Annotated in this window: 15 protein-coding genes, 1 other RNA gene and 1 pseudogene; 9 read left to right on the forward strand and 8 right to left on the reverse strand. The window is 70.1% G+C overall.

The annotated features are described in order from the left end of the window. Positions 1-150 precede the first annotated feature (150 nt). On the forward strand, positions 151-1,674 hold the full coding sequence (locus M2437_RS21275; protein ID WP_253388619.1) for an NAD(P)H-hydrate dehydratase: 1,524 nt from the start codon (positions 151-153) through the stop codon (positions 1,672-1,674). Between the two features lie 10 nt (positions 1,675-1,684). On the opposite strand, the gene M2437_RS21280 is transcribed toward M2437_RS21275, so the two are convergent. From M2437_RS21280 to M2437_RS21300, 5 genes and pseudogenes are all read right to left on the reverse strand, one after another. Beyond that, positions 1,685-3,088 carry an amino acid permease gene (locus tag M2437_RS21280; protein WP_253388620.1) on the reverse strand — a complete coding sequence of 468 codons (1,404 nt, stop codon included), beginning with the start codon at positions 3,086-3,088 and terminating at the stop codon, positions 1,685-1,687. 230 nt (positions 3,089-3,318) lie between these two features. After that, positions 3,319-4,467 carry a tetratricopeptide repeat protein gene (locus M2437_RS21285; protein WP_253388621.1) on the reverse strand — a complete coding sequence of 383 codons (1,149 nt, stop codon included), beginning with the start codon at positions 4,465-4,467 and terminating at the stop codon, positions 3,319-3,321. Further along, a complete protein-coding gene (locus M2437_RS21290; protein WP_012752835.1) occupies positions 4,464-5,132 on the reverse strand; it encodes a thiamine phosphate synthase in 669 nt (222 codons plus the stop codon). The genes M2437_RS21285 and M2437_RS21290 overlap by 4 nt, the downstream gene beginning before the upstream one ends. A gap of 6 nt (positions 5,133-5,138) precedes the next feature. Then, positions 5,139-6,207 (reverse strand): annotated as a pseudogene (gene fba / locus M2437_RS21295) (class II fructose-bisphosphate aldolase). Between the two features lie 152 nt (positions 6,208-6,359). After that, positions 6,360-7,562 (reverse strand): phosphoglycerate kinase, encoded by a 1,203-nt coding sequence (locus tag M2437_RS21300; RefSeq protein ID WP_253388622.1) that lies wholly within the window; start codon positions 7,560-7,562, stop codon positions 6,360-6,362. Between the two features lie 170 nt (positions 7,563-7,732). Here M2437_RS21300 and M2437_RS21305 point away from each other — a divergent pair, with 170 nt between their 5' ends. Further along, the gene (locus M2437_RS21305; protein WP_499007024.1) at positions 7,733-8,101 is read left to right on the forward strand and encodes a hypothetical protein; all 369 of its coding nucleotides are present in this window, start codon (positions 7,733-7,735) and stop codon (positions 8,099-8,101) included. Between the two features lie 178 nt (positions 8,102-8,279). Here the strand turns inward: M2437_RS21305 and gap are convergent, their stop codons facing one another. Beyond that, positions 8,280-9,287, reverse strand: coding sequence for a type I glyceraldehyde-3-phosphate dehydrogenase (gene gap / locus M2437_RS21310; protein WP_012253798.1), 1,008 nt, complete (start codon positions 9,285-9,287; stop codon positions 8,280-8,282). Between the two features lie 462 nt (positions 9,288-9,749). On the opposite strand from gap, the gene M2437_RS21315 reads away from it, so the two are divergent. The 7 genes from M2437_RS21315 to M2437_RS21345 all read left to right on the forward strand — a co-directional run bounded on the left by M2437_RS21315 (position 9,750) and on the right by M2437_RS21345 (position 14,361). Further along, the gene (locus tag M2437_RS21315) at positions 9,750-10,070 is read left to right on the forward strand and encodes a DUF4164 family protein (RefSeq protein WP_003602920.1); all 321 of its coding nucleotides are present in this window, start codon (positions 9,750-9,752) and stop codon (positions 10,068-10,070) included. A gap of 23 nt (positions 10,071-10,093) precedes the next feature. Next, positions 10,094-10,465, forward strand: a complete 372-nt coding sequence (locus M2437_RS21320; protein ID WP_003602923.1) for a cell division protein ZapA — start codon at positions 10,094-10,096, stop codon at positions 10,463-10,465. A gap of 101 nt (positions 10,466-10,566) precedes the next feature. Then, a non-coding RNA gene (gene ssrS / locus M2437_RS21325) (6S RNA) lies at positions 10,567-10,723 on the forward strand. After that, complete coding sequence (locus M2437_RS21330; protein ID WP_003602926.1) at positions 10,713-11,303, forward strand: 5-formyltetrahydrofolate cyclo-ligase; 591 nt, start codon at positions 10,713-10,715, stop codon at positions 11,301-11,303. The genes ssrS and M2437_RS21330 overlap by 11 nt, the downstream gene beginning before the upstream one ends. A 65-nt stretch (positions 11,304-11,368) precedes the next feature. Then, positions 11,369-12,190 carry a TIGR00282 family metallophosphoesterase gene (locus tag M2437_RS21335; RefSeq protein ID WP_056460747.1) on the forward strand — a complete coding sequence of 274 codons (822 nt, stop codon included), beginning with the start codon at positions 11,369-11,371 and terminating at the stop codon, positions 12,188-12,190. Positions 12,191-12,351: 161 nt separating this feature from the next. Further along, on the forward strand, positions 12,352-13,347 hold the full coding sequence (locus tag M2437_RS21340) for a MotA/TolQ/ExbB proton channel family protein (protein WP_253388623.1): 996 nt from the start codon (positions 12,352-12,354) through the stop codon (positions 13,345-13,347). After that, positions 13,348-14,361 carry a peptidoglycan -binding protein gene (locus M2437_RS21345; RefSeq protein WP_003602930.1) on the forward strand — a complete coding sequence of 338 codons (1,014 nt, stop codon included), beginning with the start codon at positions 13,348-13,350 and terminating at the stop codon, positions 14,359-14,361. A 39-nt stretch (positions 14,362-14,400) separates the two neighbouring features. Here M2437_RS21345 and M2437_RS21350 read toward each other — a convergent pair whose 3' ends face one another. After that, positions 14,401-15,408, reverse strand: a complete 1,008-nt coding sequence (locus M2437_RS21350; RefSeq protein WP_253388624.1) for a D-cysteine desulfhydrase family protein — start codon at positions 15,406-15,408, stop codon at positions 14,401-14,403. Between the two features lie 151 nt (positions 15,409-15,559). Next, a complete protein-coding gene (locus M2437_RS21355; RefSeq protein ID WP_003602932.1) occupies positions 15,560-17,416 on the reverse strand; it encodes an ABC transporter transmembrane domain-containing protein in 1,857 nt (618 codons plus the stop codon). Between the last annotated feature and the right edge of the window lie 235 nt (positions 17,417-17,651).

Below are 17,651 nucleotides of genomic sequence, written 5' to 3' on the forward strand. Positions count from 1 at the left end.
GCCATTTATGTACCATCGCCGCCGCGTGACCGCCACGGCGATTTGGATGACGGGACCGGGAAGTTGCGCACGGAATATGCAAACAAAGCGGAATATGTAGGCAATTCCGCCAAAAACGATGAATTTAAAGGCATAGGTTGAGCCAGTTGCATGCATGAGCCGGTGAAATCCCCCCAAGCCTCGCATCGGCTGCTCACCGTTGAGGCGATGCGCCGGGTTGATGCCGCCGCGATCGCCGGTGGTACGCCGGGCCTGACGCTGATGGAGGCGGCGGGCGCCGCCATCGCCATGCGTGCCCGCGCCATGGCACCGGAGCGTGGCCGGGTGCTCGTGCTGTGCGGCCCCGGCAACAATGGCGGCGACGGGTTCGTGGCCGCCCGCCTGCTGGATGAGGCCGGCTACCCCATCGATCTGCGTCTGCTCGGCGAGCGCGCCACGCTCAAGGGCGATGCCGCCCTCGCCGCCGAGGCCTGGACCGGCCCGGTGGGTGCCGTGGAGACCGCGATTCCGGCGGCCGACCTCATCATCGATGCCGTGTTCGGCGCCGGCCTCTGCCGCGATCTGGAAGGGGCAGCCCGCGCCCTCGTGGAAGCGGTGAACCGCTCGGGCATCCCCGTGCTGGCCGTGGATGTGCCGAGCGGCATCGACGGCGACAGCGGCGCGGTGCGCGGGCTCGCGGTGGAGGCAACCGAGACGGTGACCTTCGTCGCGCTGAAGCCCGGCCACCTGCTCCAGCCCGGCCGGACCCATTGCGGCGCGCTGCACGTCGCCGATATCGGCACGGGCGAGGCCGCTTTCGCCACCGGGATCGCCGGAGAGACCCGCGCGCTGTATCGCAACGCGCCCGGCCTGTGGGCGCTGCCGCGGCTCACCTCCGGCAGCCACAAATACACCCGCGGCCATGCCTTGGTGTTGTCGGGCCCGGCCTATCGCACCGGCGCGGCCCGGCTCGCCGCCCGCGGGGCGCTGCGGGTCGGTGCGGGGCTCGTCACCATGGCTTCACCCGCCTCGGCGCTGGCGGAGAACGCCGCCCAGCTTACCGCGATCATGCTGCGCCCGTGCGAGAATGCCGACGACCTCGACGACATGCTCGCCGACGAGCGTCTGAACGCGCTGCTGCTCGGCCCCGGCCTCGGGACCGGCCCGGCGACCTGCGACCTCGTCGCGGTGGCGGCCAATGCCGGGCGCGCCCTGGTGCTCGACGCCGACGCGCTCACGAGCTTCCGCAGCGAGGTGCGCACCCTCGCCCGCCACATCCGCGACGGCGAGGCGCGGGCCGTGCTCACGCCGCACGAGGGTGAGTTCGCGCGGCTGTTCTCCGGCACGGAGGCCGTGGCGGAGGGGCTGACGAAGGTCGAGCGGGCCGCGCGGGCGGCGGAGATCGCCGGGGCGGTCGTGGTGCTGAAGGGCGCCGACACGGTGATCGCGGCCCCGGATGGGCGCGCGGCGATCAACGACCACGGCACGCCGCATCTCGGCACCGCCGGTTCCGGCGACGTGCTCGGCGGCCTCGTCGCCGGGTTGCTGGCGCAGGGCATGGACCCGTTCGAGGCCGCCTGCGCCGCCGTGTGGCTGCACGGCGATGCGGGCCTGCGCTTCGGGCCGGGGCTGATCTCCGAGGATCTGCCGGAGATGGTTCCGGCGGTTCTGCGCGACCTCGCCGGTCGCGCCTGACCCGCTCCCGCTATCCGGCTGCGACCGAAGCGTTCTTCCGGCCATAAAGCCCGTAGAACACCAATCCGAGGACGTTCCAGACGGCGAACCAGAGTTGGGTCTTCGCGGGCAGGCTGAAGAACAGATAGCCGCAGCCCAGAATCGTGATCGCCCCGATGAGCCAGGGGGCCGGGGCGCGGAAGGTGCGGGGAGCATCCGGTGCACGGACACGCATCACCAGCATGCAGGCCGCGACCGCAATAAACGCCGCGAGCGTCCCGGCATTGGCGAGTGCGGCGAGTTCCCCCAGCGGGACGAGCCCGGCGAGCACGGTCACCACGGCCGCCGTGAAGAGGGTGATCCGAACCGGCGTTCCGGCGGAGGAGAGTTTCGCCAGGCTCTGCGGCAGCATCCCGTCGCGGGCCATGGTGAAGAAGATCCGGCTCTGGCCGTAGAAAAAGGCGAGGATGACGGTGGGCAACGCGATCACCGCCGAGGCCGCGAGATACTGCGCCACCAGCGGCCGGCCGAGTTCGCGCAGGATCAGCGCCAGCGGCTCCGGACTGTCGGCAAAGCGCGTGTAGGACACGGCCCCCACCGCGGTGACCGCGACCGCGACGTAGATCACGACGCAGGCCGCCATCGATCCGACGATGCCGATGATCAGGTCGCGCCCTGGGTCGCGCGTCTCCTCCGCCGCGGTGGCGATGGCGTCGAAGCCGTAAAAGGCGAAGAAGATGATTGCCGCCGCCGCCATGATGCCGCGCTCGACCCCGTCGGCGCCCAGGCTCTTCACGAAGCCAAACGGGTTGAACGGTTCGAGATGGGCGGCGTCGAAGGCAGGCAGCGCGAAGACCACGAAGACGATCAACGCGGCGATCTTCACCAGCACCAGCGCCGCGTTGACCGTGGCGCTCTCCCGCGTGCCGCGCAGGAGCAGCACGGCGACGACGACGATGATCGCGACCGCGGGGAGGTTGACGATCCCGCCCGCATCCGGCCCCTGCATCAGCGCCCTGGGGAACCCGAATAGGTTCTCCAGCAGCGGCGCGGCATAGCCGGACCAGCCGACCGCCACCGCGCTGACGACGAGCGAGTATTCGAGGATCAGGCTCCAGCCGATGATCCAGGCGAGGATCTCGCCGAGCACGACGTAGCTGTAGGTGTAGGCGCTGCCCGAGACCGGGATCATCGTCGCCATTTCGGCATAGGCGAGCGCCGCACAGGCGCAGATCGCGCCGGCGATGGCAAAGGACAGGATCACCGCGGGCCCGGCCTTGGCCGCCCCGACGCCGATGAGCGTGAGGATGCCGGTTCCGACGATCGCGCCGACACCGAGGGCCATGAGGTGCGGCCAGCCGAGCGTTCGTGCCAGCCGACGCTCTTCACCGGGCTCCAGTTGCAAGGGCTTGCGGCGAAGAAGGCTTGACGTCATTCGGGCTCCTGTCACGCGGTTGTCCGAGAGCATAGGGCAGCGTGACCGTCGCACCCTCGCGCAAGCGTCGCCGGATGCGCCAGCCCTCGGCCCGGCTTCTTCGTTTCAAAACGCGCCGACAGTTCTACAATTTCTGCGGGCATCACCCCGAAAGGTGGTTGCCGGCTTTCGGGCGATGCCGGCGCGACGGCTCGGAGCCTCGTTCCGGATCCGATCTCCGGGACGATGCCTTAGGGCGCAAGGCTCACCCGGTCCGCCGCCAGCGCCTCGGCGCGCTTGCGCTCGTCGGGGTTGAGGCCGGCGGTCGCCTGATCGAGGCCGGCATCGGCGCGGCCCTGCGAGGCTGCGGTGAGGTTCCAGGCCGCCGCCTCGACCAGATTCTTGGGCACGCCGCGGCCGGCGACGTAGAGCTTGGCGATCCGGTTCTGGGCGATCGCGTTGCCGCGCTGGGCCGCGTGCAGGAAGTAGCGGGCGGCGCGGGTCTCGTCCTTGGGAACACCGTCGCCGTTGAACAGCCGGATCGCGAACTCGACCTCGGCGCCGAGATCGCCGTTGTCGGCGGCACGGCGAAACCATTGCGCGGCCTGGGTCGTGTCCTTGGCGACGCCCTTGCCCTGGAGGTAGAGCACACCCAGCGCATATTGCGCGGCGGGGATCTCGGCCTCGGCCGCCGCCCGGAAATTGGCCAGGGCCGCCGCCAGATCCGCCGGCTTGTCGCTCGCGAGCTGGATCAGAGCGAGATTGTAGCAGGCGCTGGGCTGTCCCTTGCGGGCGGCCTGTTCGAGCCAGGTCCGGCCGGCCTTCTCGTCCTTGGGCTGTCCGCGCCCGTCCATCGCCATCAGGCCGAGGGAGGCCATGGCGTTGGGATCGTTCTGCACGGCCGCCAACCGGTACCATTCGTGGGCGCGTTTGGGGTCCGGCTTGACCCCGAGGCCCTGGTTGTAGAGTTCGCCGAGCAGCGTCATCGCGGCGGCGTCCTTCGGATTCGCCTCGATCCGCTTGGTCGCCTCGCGGAAGGCGGTGACGTAGCGACCGCGCTGATAGGCCCCGTAGGCGGCATCCGCATTCGGGTTCGCCGTCGTGGGCTGCGCCCCCTGGACGTTGGCCGAGTAGGGCGAGGGCAGCTCACGCTTGAGGTCGAACAGGTTCGGCTTGGCCGGCGTCTGCGCGACCGGCTCCTTCGGGGCCGGCTGCTTCGGGGCCGCGTGCAGAGCGCCGATGTCCAGCGCGAGGACGGCGCAGGCGCCCAAGACCGCGAGGGACAGGGTTCCCGTTCCGCGTGCGGCCTTCCCGGTGCGCCCACGTGCCCTTCCCTCCCCCCGCAGAGGAGGGAGGGCTTTGAAGGTCACCGCCACGGTCCCGTCTTCAGAAGAAATCATCGTGCCCGGTCGAGCTGCGCCTGTGCGGCCCGAACCCCTTCGGGATCGTCGAGCCACAGGGCGCTTTCCAGCCCGACGAACTCGGAACCCGTCAGCACGAGCGCCGCGACATCCTCGGCGGAGGTCGCCACCGCGATGCAGGGCGTCTCGAAGATCTCGGCCCACCACGCCGCGCGCTCGCGCACCTCCTCGGCATCGGGGGCGACGCCGTCGGGGAAGAGGCCGCCGACCATCAGGTAATCGACGCCGGTCTCACCCGCGACCATCGCCGCGTTGCGCGATCCGAGCACGCCGCCGGTCCCGAGGATGCGCCCGTCACGCAGGCGCCCGCGCAGATCGCGCAACGCCTCTTCGTCCGCGCGGTCGAGATGCACCCCATCAGCCCCGCCGCGGGCCGCGACGGAGACGATGTCGCCGGTAAAGCCCGGCACGGAGACGAGCACCGCCGCGCCGCGCTCCTGCGCCGGGGGGGCCAGCCGCTTGACGAGGGCGACGAGGCTGCGCTCGTCGGACGCCGCCAGCCGCAGGATCACCGCCGCGACGTCCCCCGCAGCGCAGGCGGCATCGAGCGCCCGCGCGGTCGCCTCGGCCTCGGACGCGCCGAGACCATAGGGGGTGAGGAGGGCGAGGCGGGGCCGGGGTGCGGCCGACTCTGATTCAGCCATGACGGATCAGGCGTCGATCTTCGGGTCGAGCGAGCCGTTGGCGTAGCGCTTCGCCATCTCGGCCAACCGAGATCGGGCGGATCTTCGAGCCCTGACCGGCGGTGTTGAACTCCTCGAAGCGCTGGCGGCACAGCTTGGTCATCGCCTCCATGGCGGGCTTCAGGTACTTGCGCGGATCGAACTCGGAGGGGTTCTCGGTCAGCACCTTACGGATCTGGCCGGTCATCGCCATGCGGTTGTCGGTGTCGATGTTGATCTTGCGCACGCCGTGTTTGATGCCGCGCTGGATCTCTTCGACCGGCACGCCCCAGGTCGGCTTCATCTCGCCGCCGTACTGGTTGATGATGTCCTGAAGGTCCTGCGGCACCGACGAGGAGCCGTGCATGACGAGGTGGGTCGTCGGCAGGCGGCGGTGGATCTCCTCGATCACGCCCATGGCGAGCACGTCGCCGTCGGGCTTGCGCGTGAACTTGTAGGCGCCGTGGCTGGTGCCCATGGCCACCGCCAGCGCGTCGACCTTGGTGGCGGTCACGAACTTCACCGCCTCGTCCGGGTCGGTCAGGAGCTGGTCGTGGGAGAGCACGCCTTCCGCGCCGTGGCCGTCCTCGGCCTCGCCCTGGCCGCTCTCCAGCGAGCCGAGCACGCCGAGTTCGCCCTCGACCGACACGCCGGCCCAGTGGGCCATCTTGGTGACGTTGCGGGTGATCTCGACGTTGTAGTTGTAGTCCGCCGGGGTCTTGCCGTCGGCTTTGAGCGAACCGTCCATCATCACCGAGGTGAAGCCGTACTGGATCGCGGTGGCGCAGGTGGCTTCGTTGTTGCCGTGGTCGAGATGCATGCAGACGGGGATGTGCGGGTAGATCTCGACGAGGCCGTCGATGAGCTTGGCCAGCACCACGTCGTTGGCATAGGCGCGGGCACCCCGGCTTGCCTGGAGGATCACCGGCGAGTCGGTGGCATCCGCCGCCGCCATGATGGCGAGCCCCTGCTCCATGTTGTTCAGATTGAACGCGGGCACGCCGTAGCCGTACTCGGCGGCGTGATCGAGGAGCTGCCGAAGGGTGATGCGTGCCATGGTTCGATCCTCGTGCGATGCGGCCTCAGCCGGGCCTGTCCCTTGCTGCGGCCTATATAGGTGAGCCGGTGCCGCCAGCCTGCGGCCCGGCGCTGAAAAATGCGCGCGTTTGTCGCCACCGCCGCCCGCGTTGCGGTGCGGCCGATCCGACCTCAGCCCTGCGCGCGCAGCGCCTCGACGCCGGGCAGTTCTTTGCCCTCCAGCCATTCGAGGAAGGCGCCACCCGCGGTGGAGACGTAGGAGAAGTCCTCGCCCACGCCCGCATGGTTGAGGGCCGCCACGGTGTCGCCGCCGCCGGCGACGCTGACGAGCTGGCCGGCCTTGGTCCGCCGGGCGGCATGCTGGGCGACCGCGACCGTGCCGGTGTCGAACGGCGTCAGCTCGAAGGCGCCGAGCGGGCCGTTCCAGACCAGCGTCCGGGCTTCCTCGATAGCGCCGTCGATCGTGGCGATCGAAGAGGCGCCGACATCGAGGATCATCGCGTCGGAGGGCACGGCATCGACCGGAACGGTCTCGTTCTCGGCATTGGCCTTGAACTCGCGGGCCACCAGCGCATCGACCGGCAGGATGATGGTGCAGTTCTTCTCCTTGGCCGCGGCCAGGATGCGCTTGGCGGTCTCGGCGAGATCCTTCTCGCAGAGCGACTTGCCGACATCCTTGCCCTGCGCGTGCAGGAAGGTGTTGGCCATGCCGCCGCCGATCACCAGCATGTCGACCTTGGCGACGAGGTTTTCGAGCAGGTCGATCTTGGTCGAGACCTTGGCGCCGCCGACGATGGCGATGACCGGGCGGGCCGGAGCCTCGAGACCCTTGGTCAGGGCATCGAGTTCGGCCTGCATCAGGCGCCCGGCATAGGCCGGCAGCAGGCGGGCGAGCGCTTCCGTCGAGGCGTGCGCACGGTGGGCGGCGGAGAACGCCTCGTTGACGTAGATTTCGCCATTGGCAGCCAGCGCCTTGGCGAAGTCGGGATCGTTCTTCTCCTCGCCCGCGTGGTAGCGGGTGTTTTCGAGGAGCAGCACGTCGCCGTCCTTGAGCGCCGCAACGGCTGAAGCAGCGGCCTCGCCGACGCAATCCTCGCCGAACGCCACCGGCCGCCCGAGCTTCTCCGAGAGCGTCGAGAGGATGGGCTTGAGCGAATCCTTCGGGTCCGGCTTGCCCTTGGGGCGGCCGAAATGCGCCAGCAGGATCACCCGCCCGCCCGCATCGGCGATCTCGCGGATCGTCGGCACGACGCGCTCGATCCGGGTCGCGTCGGTGACGCGTCCGCCCTCCATCGGCACGTTGAGATCGACGCGCAGCAGCACGCGCTTGCCCTGGAGCGGGCCGGCATCGTCGAGGGTGCGGAAATCCGTCATGGCGGCGTCTGATTTCTACGGGTTGGAGGCAGAAGGATTGGCGGGCGTCGTTTGGCTCTGGCCGCCGAGGCTGTGCGGCAGCATCCGGTCGAGGTTCATCCGCTGCACGGCGACCATCAGCGCGACGGTGAGCACGGGCGGTGATGATGGCGGTGAGAACGAGGGCGCCGGTGCCGGGGAGGCGGCTGACCCGGTCGGACAGGGTGCGGACCTCGCTGCGCAGGGACGAGAGGTCGACCTGCCGGGCGGCATCGTTCATCCGGGTCGAGGCCGACTCGACCTTCTCCTCGACGCGCGAGAGCAGCGCCTCGGAGCGGGCGTACTTGTCCTCGATGCGCGCGGTCTTGTCCTCGATGCGGGCGAGCTGGTCGGCGTGGTTGACGGCGCCGGAGGCGGGCAGCGCGGCCTTGCCGGTGCTCGGCGCCGCGACTGCGGGCGTCACGGCGGCGGGCGGCGCGGAGGAGGAAGCGGGAGCGGGGATGAAGTCGGTTCCGGAAGGCTTGGCCGGCGAGGTCTCGGTCATCGCGTACGCACCTTGAAGCTTCGGCGAGCCGGGCTCGCCTGAGTGTCTCTCACGAAACGCCCGCTTCACCGTCACGGCAGACGAGAGGCGGTCAGTCAGCGGGCGTTACGTGAGGTACTCTATGGGAACTCGAAGACAATCGGGGGCGGCCGGCCCGAACGGCCGGCCGCCCCTCGTCAGGCGTAGCTAGCGCGTCAGATCAGCTTGGCCATGGCCACGGCGGTGTCGGCCATGCGGTTCGAGAAGCCCCACTCGTTGTCGTACCAGGACAGGATGCGCACGAAGGTGCCGTCCATGACCTTGGTCTGGTCGAGGTGGAAGGTGGACGAGTGCGGATCGTGGTTGAAGTCGATCGACACGTTCGGCCGGTCGGTGACGCCGAGCACGCCCTTGAGCGGGCCGGCGGCGGCCGCCTTGATCGCGTCGTTGATCTCCTGGACCGAGGTCGCGCGCTTGGCCGTGAACACGAGATCGACCGCCGAGACGTTCGGGGTCGGCACGCGGATCGCGGTGCCGTCGAGCTTGCCCTTCAGCTCCGGCAGGACGAGGCCGACGGCCTTGGCCGCACCCGTCGAGGTCGGGATCATCGAGAGCGCCGCGGCGCGGGCCCGATAGAGATCCTTGTGCATCTGGTCGAGCGACGGCTGGTCGTTGGTGTAGGAGTGGATCGTGGTCATGAAACCGCGCTCGATCCCCACCGTGTCATTCAGCACCTGTGCCACCGGCGCAAGGCAGTTCGTGGTGCAGGAGGCGTTGGACACGACGAGGTGCTCGCCCGTGAGCTTGTCGTGGTTCACGCCGTACACGACCGTGAGGTCGGCGCCGTCGGCGGGCGCCGAGACGAGCACGCGCTTGGCGCCGGCGTCGAGATGGGCCTTCGCCTTGTCCTTCGAGGTGAAGATGCCGGTGCATTCCAGCGCGATGTCGACGCCGAGCTCGCGGTGCGGCAGCTCGGCCGGGTTGCGCACGGCGGTGACGCGGATGCGCTTGCCGTTGATGACGATGTCGTCACCCTCGACCGCGACCTCGGCCGGGAAGCGACCATGCACGGAATCGTAGCGCAGCAGGTGGGCGTTGGTCTCGACCGGGCCGAGATCGTTGATCGCGACGACCTCGATATCGGTGCGGCCGGCTTCGACGATGGCGCGCAGCACGTTACGGCCGATGCGCCCGAACCCGTTGATGGCAACCTTGACGGTCACGGCGTGACTCCTTCGAAATGGGGCGCACCCGCGCGCCGATGGAACAACGGTCGGGCCAGCCGGCGGCTTTCGCGCGCGGTGCCCGATGAAGGTGAGACCGCTCCAAGCGGGGCGGGACTGAACGGGGGATGAACCGTGAGGCGGCCCGCAGACGTCCGGTCGGCGGACGGTCTGATCGGGGAGCCGGAAAAAGTCACGGTCTTGAGAATCCGTAGGGCGGCCCCGCGCCGGGGGATCGGGGCCGGGCGCCGGCTCTCTAACATGGCGCCCGAGGCTGTCAAAGATCGGGGGCAAGCCTGTGAATTGTCTGGAATTTCGAATGCGCTTGGCTGAAACCTGTCCGCAGCGAGGGTTCGGAGTACCGCGAAAGTCCTTCCGCCGCCGGCCGTTTGCGTTCTGGCCGTCGCGGCGCGGGACGCGTTTCGTGGCCGACTCCGATGGGACGGCAACCGACGGGTAGATATGGCGCGAGCGGATACGAAGGCAGCGCAGGGCAGAAGGCAGGACGGCGTCGGGCTGGAAGAGGCGCTGCACCGGCTCGATACAGCGCTGGCGCTGCTCGAGACGGCGGTGGCCCGCAAGCTCGAAGCCGAGCGCAGCCGCGGCGACCGGGAGACGGAATTCGCCCTGCTGGAGGAGGACCGGGTGCGGCTCGCCGCCGAACTCGATGCGGCGGGCGCGCGGCTCGCCCGGATGAATTCCACCACCGGCGAGGTCAACCGCCGCCTCGATCGCGCCATCGAGACGGTGGAAGACGTGCTGTCCGGCCCGTCCGGGCGCTGAGTTCGAGTCAGGTTCAAACGCGGATGCCGCACGTCAACGTCACCATCGCGGGCAAGAGCTACCGGATGGCCTGCGGCCCCGGCGAGGAAGACCATCTCGCGGCTTTGGCCAAGAGCTTCGACGACCGTGTCACCGAGATGCGCGGCACCTTCGGCGAGATCGGCGACATGCGCCTGCACGTCATGGCCTCGCTGACCCTGGCCGACGAATTGCTCGAAGCGCGCCGCCGCATCGCTGACCTGGAGCAGCACGCGGCTCAGGGCGCGGCCGATCAGGCGCGGCTCGCGAGCGGTGTCGGCATCGCCGCCGAGCGGATCGACAGGCTCGCCCGCGCACTGTCGGGTCAGCCAAGTGGCGCCCCCGGCGGCAAGGGCGAGGCCGAGCGCGGCGGCTGACCCATCCAACGTCGGTCGGATCGTCGCGCCGGCTTCGAATTTCTGAGGCATGACGCGATCGCCCCCTGGCGCCGGGACGCGAGCGCGTCTATCTCTGGCGGGCGGGGCTGCAGAGTTCGTCAGGAGAACTTTCCCCGGGGCCTTATCGACTCCCCAGGGAGCTGTCACTGGCCTCGTCCGTGGACTTGGCCAACACGGCGCCCACCTACACTGTAGGTTTCCCGGGATCGACACTCCAACGGCTCAAGTGGCTCCGCACTCTTCTCCCGAACGCTCCCTGAAGGCGAGCCTCCGCGCCGAGGCACTCAGCCGCCGCGACGCGCTCTCGCCCGAGGCCCGCAAGGCCGGCTCGCTGCGCGCCGCCGAGACCATCGCGGCCATTCCCGAATTGGCCGAGGCGCCGCTGGTCGGCGCCTTCTGGCCGATCCGCTCCGAGATCGACCCGCGCCCGCTGATCGAGCGCCTGTTCGCCCGCGGCCAGCGGGTCGCGCTGCCGAAGGTCACCAAGCAAGGCCTCGTCTTCCGCGAATGGCGCGCGGGCGAGGAACTGGTCAGCGGCGGCTTCGGCCTCAGCGAGCCCCGCGACGATCTTCCCCCGCTCGACCCCACCGCCCTGATCGTACCGCTCGCCGCCTTCGACCGCGCGGGCCAGCGCATCGGCTACGGCGCGGGCTATTACGATCAGGCGATCGAGCGGCTCTCGAAGAACGGGCCGGTGCTGACCGTCGGCATCGCCTTCTCCGTGCAGGAGATCGCGCGCGTCCCGGCCGAGCCACATGACCGCCCGCTCGACCATCTCGTGACCGAGACCGGTCCCGTGCCGCTCCGGCAAAGCTAGACCTTTCATTTGACTCGCATCGGCTCTTCCGAGACGCCGGCGACCACCTTTCGGGCCGATGCTGCATGCGCATCCTCTTCCTCGGCGACATTGTCGGACGCCCCGGCCGCCACGCCGTCACCGAACGTCTGCCGTCCTTACGCGAGCGCTGGCGTCTCGATTGCGTCGTCATCAACGGTGAGAACGCGGCCGGCGGTTTCGGCATCACCGAATCGATCTGCGACGAGATCCTTCAGGCCGGCGCCGACGCGGTGACCCTCGGCAACCACTCGTTCGACCAGCGCGAGGCGCTCGTCTTCATCGCCCGCCAGCCGCGTCTGATCCGCCCGGCGAACTACCCGCCGGGCACGCCGGGCCGCGGTGCCGCCGTGATCGAGACGCCCCGCGGAGCGCGCGTCCTCGTCGTCAACGTGATGGGCCGGATCTACCTCGACCCGCTCGACGACCCCTTCGCTGCGGCCGACCGGGAACTCGACGCCTGCCCGCTCGGCGCGGCGGCGGATGCGGTGATCGTCGACATGCACGCCGAGGCCACGAGCGAGAAGCAGGCCATGGGGCATTTCCTCGACGGCCGCGCCACCCTTGTGGTCGGCACCCACACCCATGCGCCGACCGCCGATCACCGCATCCTACCGGGCGGCACCGCCTACCTGTCGGATGCGGGGATGTGCGGCGACTACGATTCCGTGCTCGGTATGCAGAAGGACGAGCCGGTGCGCCGCTTCCTTCAGAAAACGCCGGGCTCACGGCTCGAAGCGGCCACCGGCGAGGGCACGTTGTGCGGCATCGCGGTCGAGACAGACGACGCAACGGGGCTGGCCAAGCGGGTCTGGGCCGTGCGCCTCGGGCCGCATCTGGAAGAGACCTGGCCGCGCGAGTGGGATTGAGGCCGCTCACGTCGCGGCACCGGGCCGGCCACGCTCGAATGCTCGTTGAACGATACGGCACCGCGACTTGATCGCGGCAGGCCGAGCCGCCACAGTGCCGCCGGTTTCGACACAGCGGTGCCGCCGGTCCCGGCGTCAGGCCCAACACGAGTATGGACCCGATGGCGGCCCGTTCCGCGTCCCTCGACACGCCTCCCCTCGCCAAGGCCGGCATGACGCTGGTGCGGATGCTGGTGTTCCTGGCGCTCGCGGGCTTCCTCGCCTTCGTCCTCTACAAGCAGATCACCCCAGCCTTCCTTGCCAATCCGGGCCTGAACGGGCTGATCCTCGGCGTGCTGCTGATCGCGGTGCTGCTTGCCTTCGGGCAGGTAACGCGGCTGTTTCGCGAGGTGCGCTACGTCAACGCGGTCGCCGCCGGGCAGAACCCGAAGGACCGGCCGGCCCTGCTCGCGCCGCTGCTGCCCGCCATCGCGGCCCGGCGCGATGGGATGACGCTGTCGAGCACCCGCGCGCATCTCGACACCACCGCCGTGCGGCTCGACGAGGGCCGCGAGATCCTGCGCTACATCGCCGGCATCCTGATCCTGCTCGGCCTGCTCGGCACGTTCTGGGGCCTGATCGAGACGCTTTCGGCGGTGGGCTCGGTGATCGGCGGCATGCGCGGCGGCGGCGACGCGGCGGTGATGTTCGATGAACTCAAGAGCGGGCTCGCCGTGCCGCTCTCGGGCATCGGCCTCGCCTTCTCCGCCTCGCTGTTCGGCCTCGCCTCCTCTTTGATCGTCGGCTTCCTCGACCTTCAGACGGGTCAGGCCCATTCGCGATTCCACAACGAGCTGGAGGATTGGCTCGTCTCCGGCGAGGAGCAGGCAGTCGCCACGACTACCGTCGCGGCGCGCCCGGCGCCGGAGCACGACCCCGCCATCGCCCGCGAGCTGCAGGCGGCGGTGGACCGCCTGAGCGGCGTCATCGCCGAGGGCGCCGGGGGCCGGGGCGCGACCCAGGCCATGACCAACCTCGCCGAGGGCATCCAGGGGCTCGTGCAGCACATGCGCGCCGAGCAGCAGATGATCCGCGACTGGGTCGAGGCCCAGGCGGCCCGCGAGCGGGAGCTGAAGCAGGTGCTCGAACGGCTGGCGCGCGAGAAGGTCGGCTCCTAAATGGCCTCCGCCCGTGCCCGCTCGCAGCGCAGCCTGAACGTCTGGCCAGGCTATGTCGACGCGCTCGCTACACTCCTGCTGGCCGTCGTCTTCCTGCTCACCGTCTTCGTGGTGGGGCAGTTCTTCCTCTCGCAGGAGTTGACCGGGCGTGACGCGGTCCTGACCCGCCTCAACCGGCAGATCGCCGACCTCACCGACCTGCTGGCGCTGGAGCGCTCCAGCCGCCGTGCCCAGGAAGAGGCGGCCTCCGGCCTGCGCAACACCCTGACCGCCACGGAAGCCGAGCGCGACCGGCTCCGGGCGCTCACCGATGCCAGCGAGGCGGCCCAGGGCAAGAGCGCCGACGTCGATGCCCAGCTCGCGGCCGAGCGCGGCGCGACGCAGCGGGCCCAGAATCAGGTCGAGCTTCTGAACGAGCAGATCCGCGCCCTGCGCCGACAGCTCGCAGCGCTCGAAGACGCGCTGGCGGCCTCCGAATCCCGCGACCGGGAGAGCCAAGCCCGCATCGCCGAACTCGGCAGCCGCCTCAACGTGGCGCTCGCCCAGCGGGTGCAGGAACTCGCCCGCTACCGCTCCGACTTCTTCGGGCGGCTGCGTCAGGTCATCGGCAGCCGCACGGATGTCCGCATTGTCGGCGACCGCTTCGTGCTGCAATCCGAGGTTCTGTTCGCGGCGGGCTCTGCCGCGCTGAAGCCCGAGGCCGGGCCGGAACTCGACCGGATCGCCGGGGCGATCCTCGATATCGCGCGGGAGATCCCCGCCGACATCCCCTGGGTGCTGCGCGTGGATGGTCACACCGATGCGCGCCCGATCCAGTCGGCCCAGTTCCCCTCGAACTGGGCGCTGTCGGCGTCGCGCGCCATCGCGGTGGTGCAGTATCTGCGGAGCAAGGGCCTCCCGCCGCAGCGCCTCCTGGCCGGCGCCTTCGGCGAGTTCCAGCCGCTCGATTCGGGGACGAGCGAGGAGGCCTATTCCCGAAATCGCCGGATCGAGATGAAGCTGACGGAGCGGTGACATCTCTTCCCCTCCCCCTGCGGGAGAGGGGTCAGGGGGCTAAAACTCGCTCCGATAGGCGAACAGCCCCGGCACGCCGCCGGTCATCACGAACAGCACCGCCGCGCCGCGCTCGTACCGGCCGGCGCGCACGTCGTGGAGCAGCCCGGCGAACGCCTTGCCGCTGTAGACGGGGTCGAGCAGCAGTCCTTCCGTGCGAGCCATCAACCGCACCGCCTCGCGCATGCCCTCGGTCGGGATGCCGTAGCCCGGCCCGCGATGGGCGCCGTCCACGAGAATGGCGTCATCGGCGAGCGTCTGGCTGCCATCGATCAGCGCGAGGGTGTCGCGGGCCCTGGCCAGCGTCGCGGCCGCCGCCTCGGGCTCGGGGGCGAGCACCGTGTAGGATTGGGCCAGCTGCGGGTCGCGGCCGGCGGCGGCGAGGCCGGCGGCGAGCCCCGCATGGGTGCCGGAGCTGCCGTTAGGCACGACGATGCGGGCGAAGGCGAGGCCGAGATTGGCCGCCTGCTCCAGGATCTCGGCGGCGCACGCTGCGTAGCCGAGACAGCCGAGCGGGCTCGACCCGCCGGAGGGGAAGACGTGGACGCGCCGCCCCTCCGCCCTCAATTCCTCGGCCCGCGCCTCGGCCTGCGCCAGCGCATCCGCCTCGCCGGGCAGCAGGTGCACATGGGCGCCGAACAGATCCTGCAACAGCCGGTTGCCGTTGGCCGTGTAGTCGGCGTCCTCCCGCGGGACGCTGCGGGTGAGGAACAATTCGCAGGCGAGCCCCATCCGCGCGGCGGAGGCGGCGGTGAGCCGGGCGTGGTTCGATTGCAGCGCACCGACGGTGATCACCGTGTCGGCCCGCTCCGCCAGCGCCTGACCGAGCAGGAATTCGAGCTTGCGCAGCTTGTTGCCGCCCAAACCCACCGGGCCGATGTCGTCGCGCTTCACGAACAGGCGGACGCCGTTCAGCTCGGGCCCGAGATGGGTCGAGAGACGGTCGAGGGAGCGGATCGGCGTCGGCCCGTCGGTGAGCGCGACACGGGGGAAGCGGGTGAGAACCATCGATCGCCTTCGTGTGCGTTAGTGTCTCTCACAAAAGTTCCGCTGCGCCGTCATGCCCAGAACGGAGACGATCGGTGATCGGGAGTTTTGTGAGGCACTGTCAAAGCACCCGTTGATCCGAAAGCCGGAAACCGCCTTTCGGGAGGATGCTCTATTCCGCGGCGTGTTTCGGGCGCGGGTCGCGCGCCCGGGCGCTGTCATCGAAGCTGTCGGCGAATTGCAGGCTCGCGAGCTGCGCGTAGAGGGCGCCGCGGGCGAGCAGGCTTTCGTGCGTGCCCTCCTCGACGATCTTGCCGCCGTCGAAGACGAGGATGCGGTCGGCCGCGCGGATGGTCGCGAGCCGGTGGGCGATCACCAGCGTGGTGCGGCCTTGCATCAGTCGGTCGAGGGCGTTCTGCACTGCGCGCTCGCTCTCGGCATCGAGCGCCGAGGTCGCCTCGTCGAGGAGAAGGACCGGCGCATCCTTCAGGATGGCGCGGGCGATGGCGATGCGCTGGCGCTGCCCGCCCGAGAGCGTGGTGCCGCGCTCGCCGAGCATTGTCGCGTAGCCCTGCGGCAGGGCACGGACGAAGCCATCGGCGTTGGCGAGGCGCGCCGCCTCCTCGACCTCCGCCTCGCTGGCGCCGGGGCGCCCGTAGCGGATGTTCTCCAGAACCGTGCCGGAGAACACCACCGGGTCCTGCGGCACCAGGGAGAGGCGGGCCCGCAGGGCGTCGAGATCGGCCTGCGGCAGCGGCACGCCGTCGATCGTCACGCGCCCCTCATCAGGGTCGTAGAAGCGCAGCAGCAATTGCAGCACCGTGGTCTTGCCGGCCCCTGAGGGGCCGACGAGGGCGATGCGCTCGCCGGGCGCCGCGGTGAAGGAGATGCCGTCCAGCGCCGCGTGTTCGGGCCGGGTCGGGTAGCGGAACCGCACCGCCTCGAACGCGACTGCGCCGCGGGCCGGGCTCGGCAGCGCGACCGGGTGCTCGGGGGACTTGATCGCCGGCTCGGCGGCCAGGATCTCGCCGAGCCGCTCGGCGGCGCCCGCGGCCTGGGCGAGTTCGCCGTAGACCTCGGAGAGCTGGCCCAGCGCGCTGGCGCCGAACACGGCGTAGAGCACGAATTGCGAGAGCTGGCCGGCGCTGGTGGTGCCCGCGAGCACGCCCTTGGCGCCGTACCACATCACGCCGACGACCGAGGCCGAGATCAGGAAGATCGCCACGCCGGTGAGCAGGGCGCGGGCCGTGATCGAGACCCGCGCCGCCCGGTAGGCATTCTCCGAAGCTTGCGCGAAGCGCTCGGCGGTGGCGCGGCCCATGCCGAAGGCCTGCATGGTACGGACCGCCCCGACCGCTTCCGCGGCGTAGGCCGAGGCGTCGGCGAGCCGGTCCTGCGCCGCGCGCGAGCGCCGCCGCACACCGCGGCCCGACAGGATCAGCGGAAACACGATGAGCGGAATCGCGGCGAGCACGAGGATCGACAGGCCGGGGCTCGTCCAGACCATCATCACCACGGCGCCGACGAACAGGAACAGGTTGCGCAGCAGGATCGAGATCGAGACCCCGAACACCGCCTTGACCTGCGTGGCGTCCGCCGTGAGCCGCGAGACGATCTCGCCGGATTGCGACTTGTCGAAGAAGGTCGGGTCGAGGCTTGTCAGGCGCGCGAACACGGCCGAGCGCAGATCCGCGACGACGCGCTCGCCCAGCGTCACCACCGAATAGTAGCGGCCCGCACTCGACACCGCGAGCACCGCCACCACCACGAGCAGCGCCAGGAAGTAGGAATTGATGAGGGCCTGCCCCTCCGGCGAGAAGCCGTGGTCGATCACCCGGCGAATCGCGATCGGCACGACGAGCGTCGCGCCCGACGCCGCGATCAACGAGATCAGCGCCGCGAGGATGCGGCCCCGGTAGCGGCTGGCGAAGGGAATCAGTGGCTTGAGAGCTCCGAGCGGAGCCCGCCCCCGGAGAGCCGCCTGCGGATCGTCACCTGCGCCGGACGACGCATCACGCTTGCGGGCCATCATTCCTCGACATCGTTTCGTCCCGTTCCGTGCCGTTTCTGTCGTGTCGTCTTTGCCTGGGACCATCGCATACGCAGCGACCGCCCGGATTTCCAGTTCGTGCCGGACCGGCAGGCGGATCGCGGCCGATATCCCTGTCATCGTTTTGCGGAAAACCGCCGATGCGCCCGCGCTCTCTTGTTCCTCGTCCGAGGCTGAGGTATAGGCGCGCCTTCATCGGAATGCGCGCGATGTT

The organism is Methylorubrum pseudosasae (assembly GCF_029504475.1).
GTDB classification, from domain to species: domain Bacteria; phylum Pseudomonadota; class Alphaproteobacteria; order Rhizobiales; family Beijerinckiaceae; genus Methylobacterium; species Methylobacterium extorquens.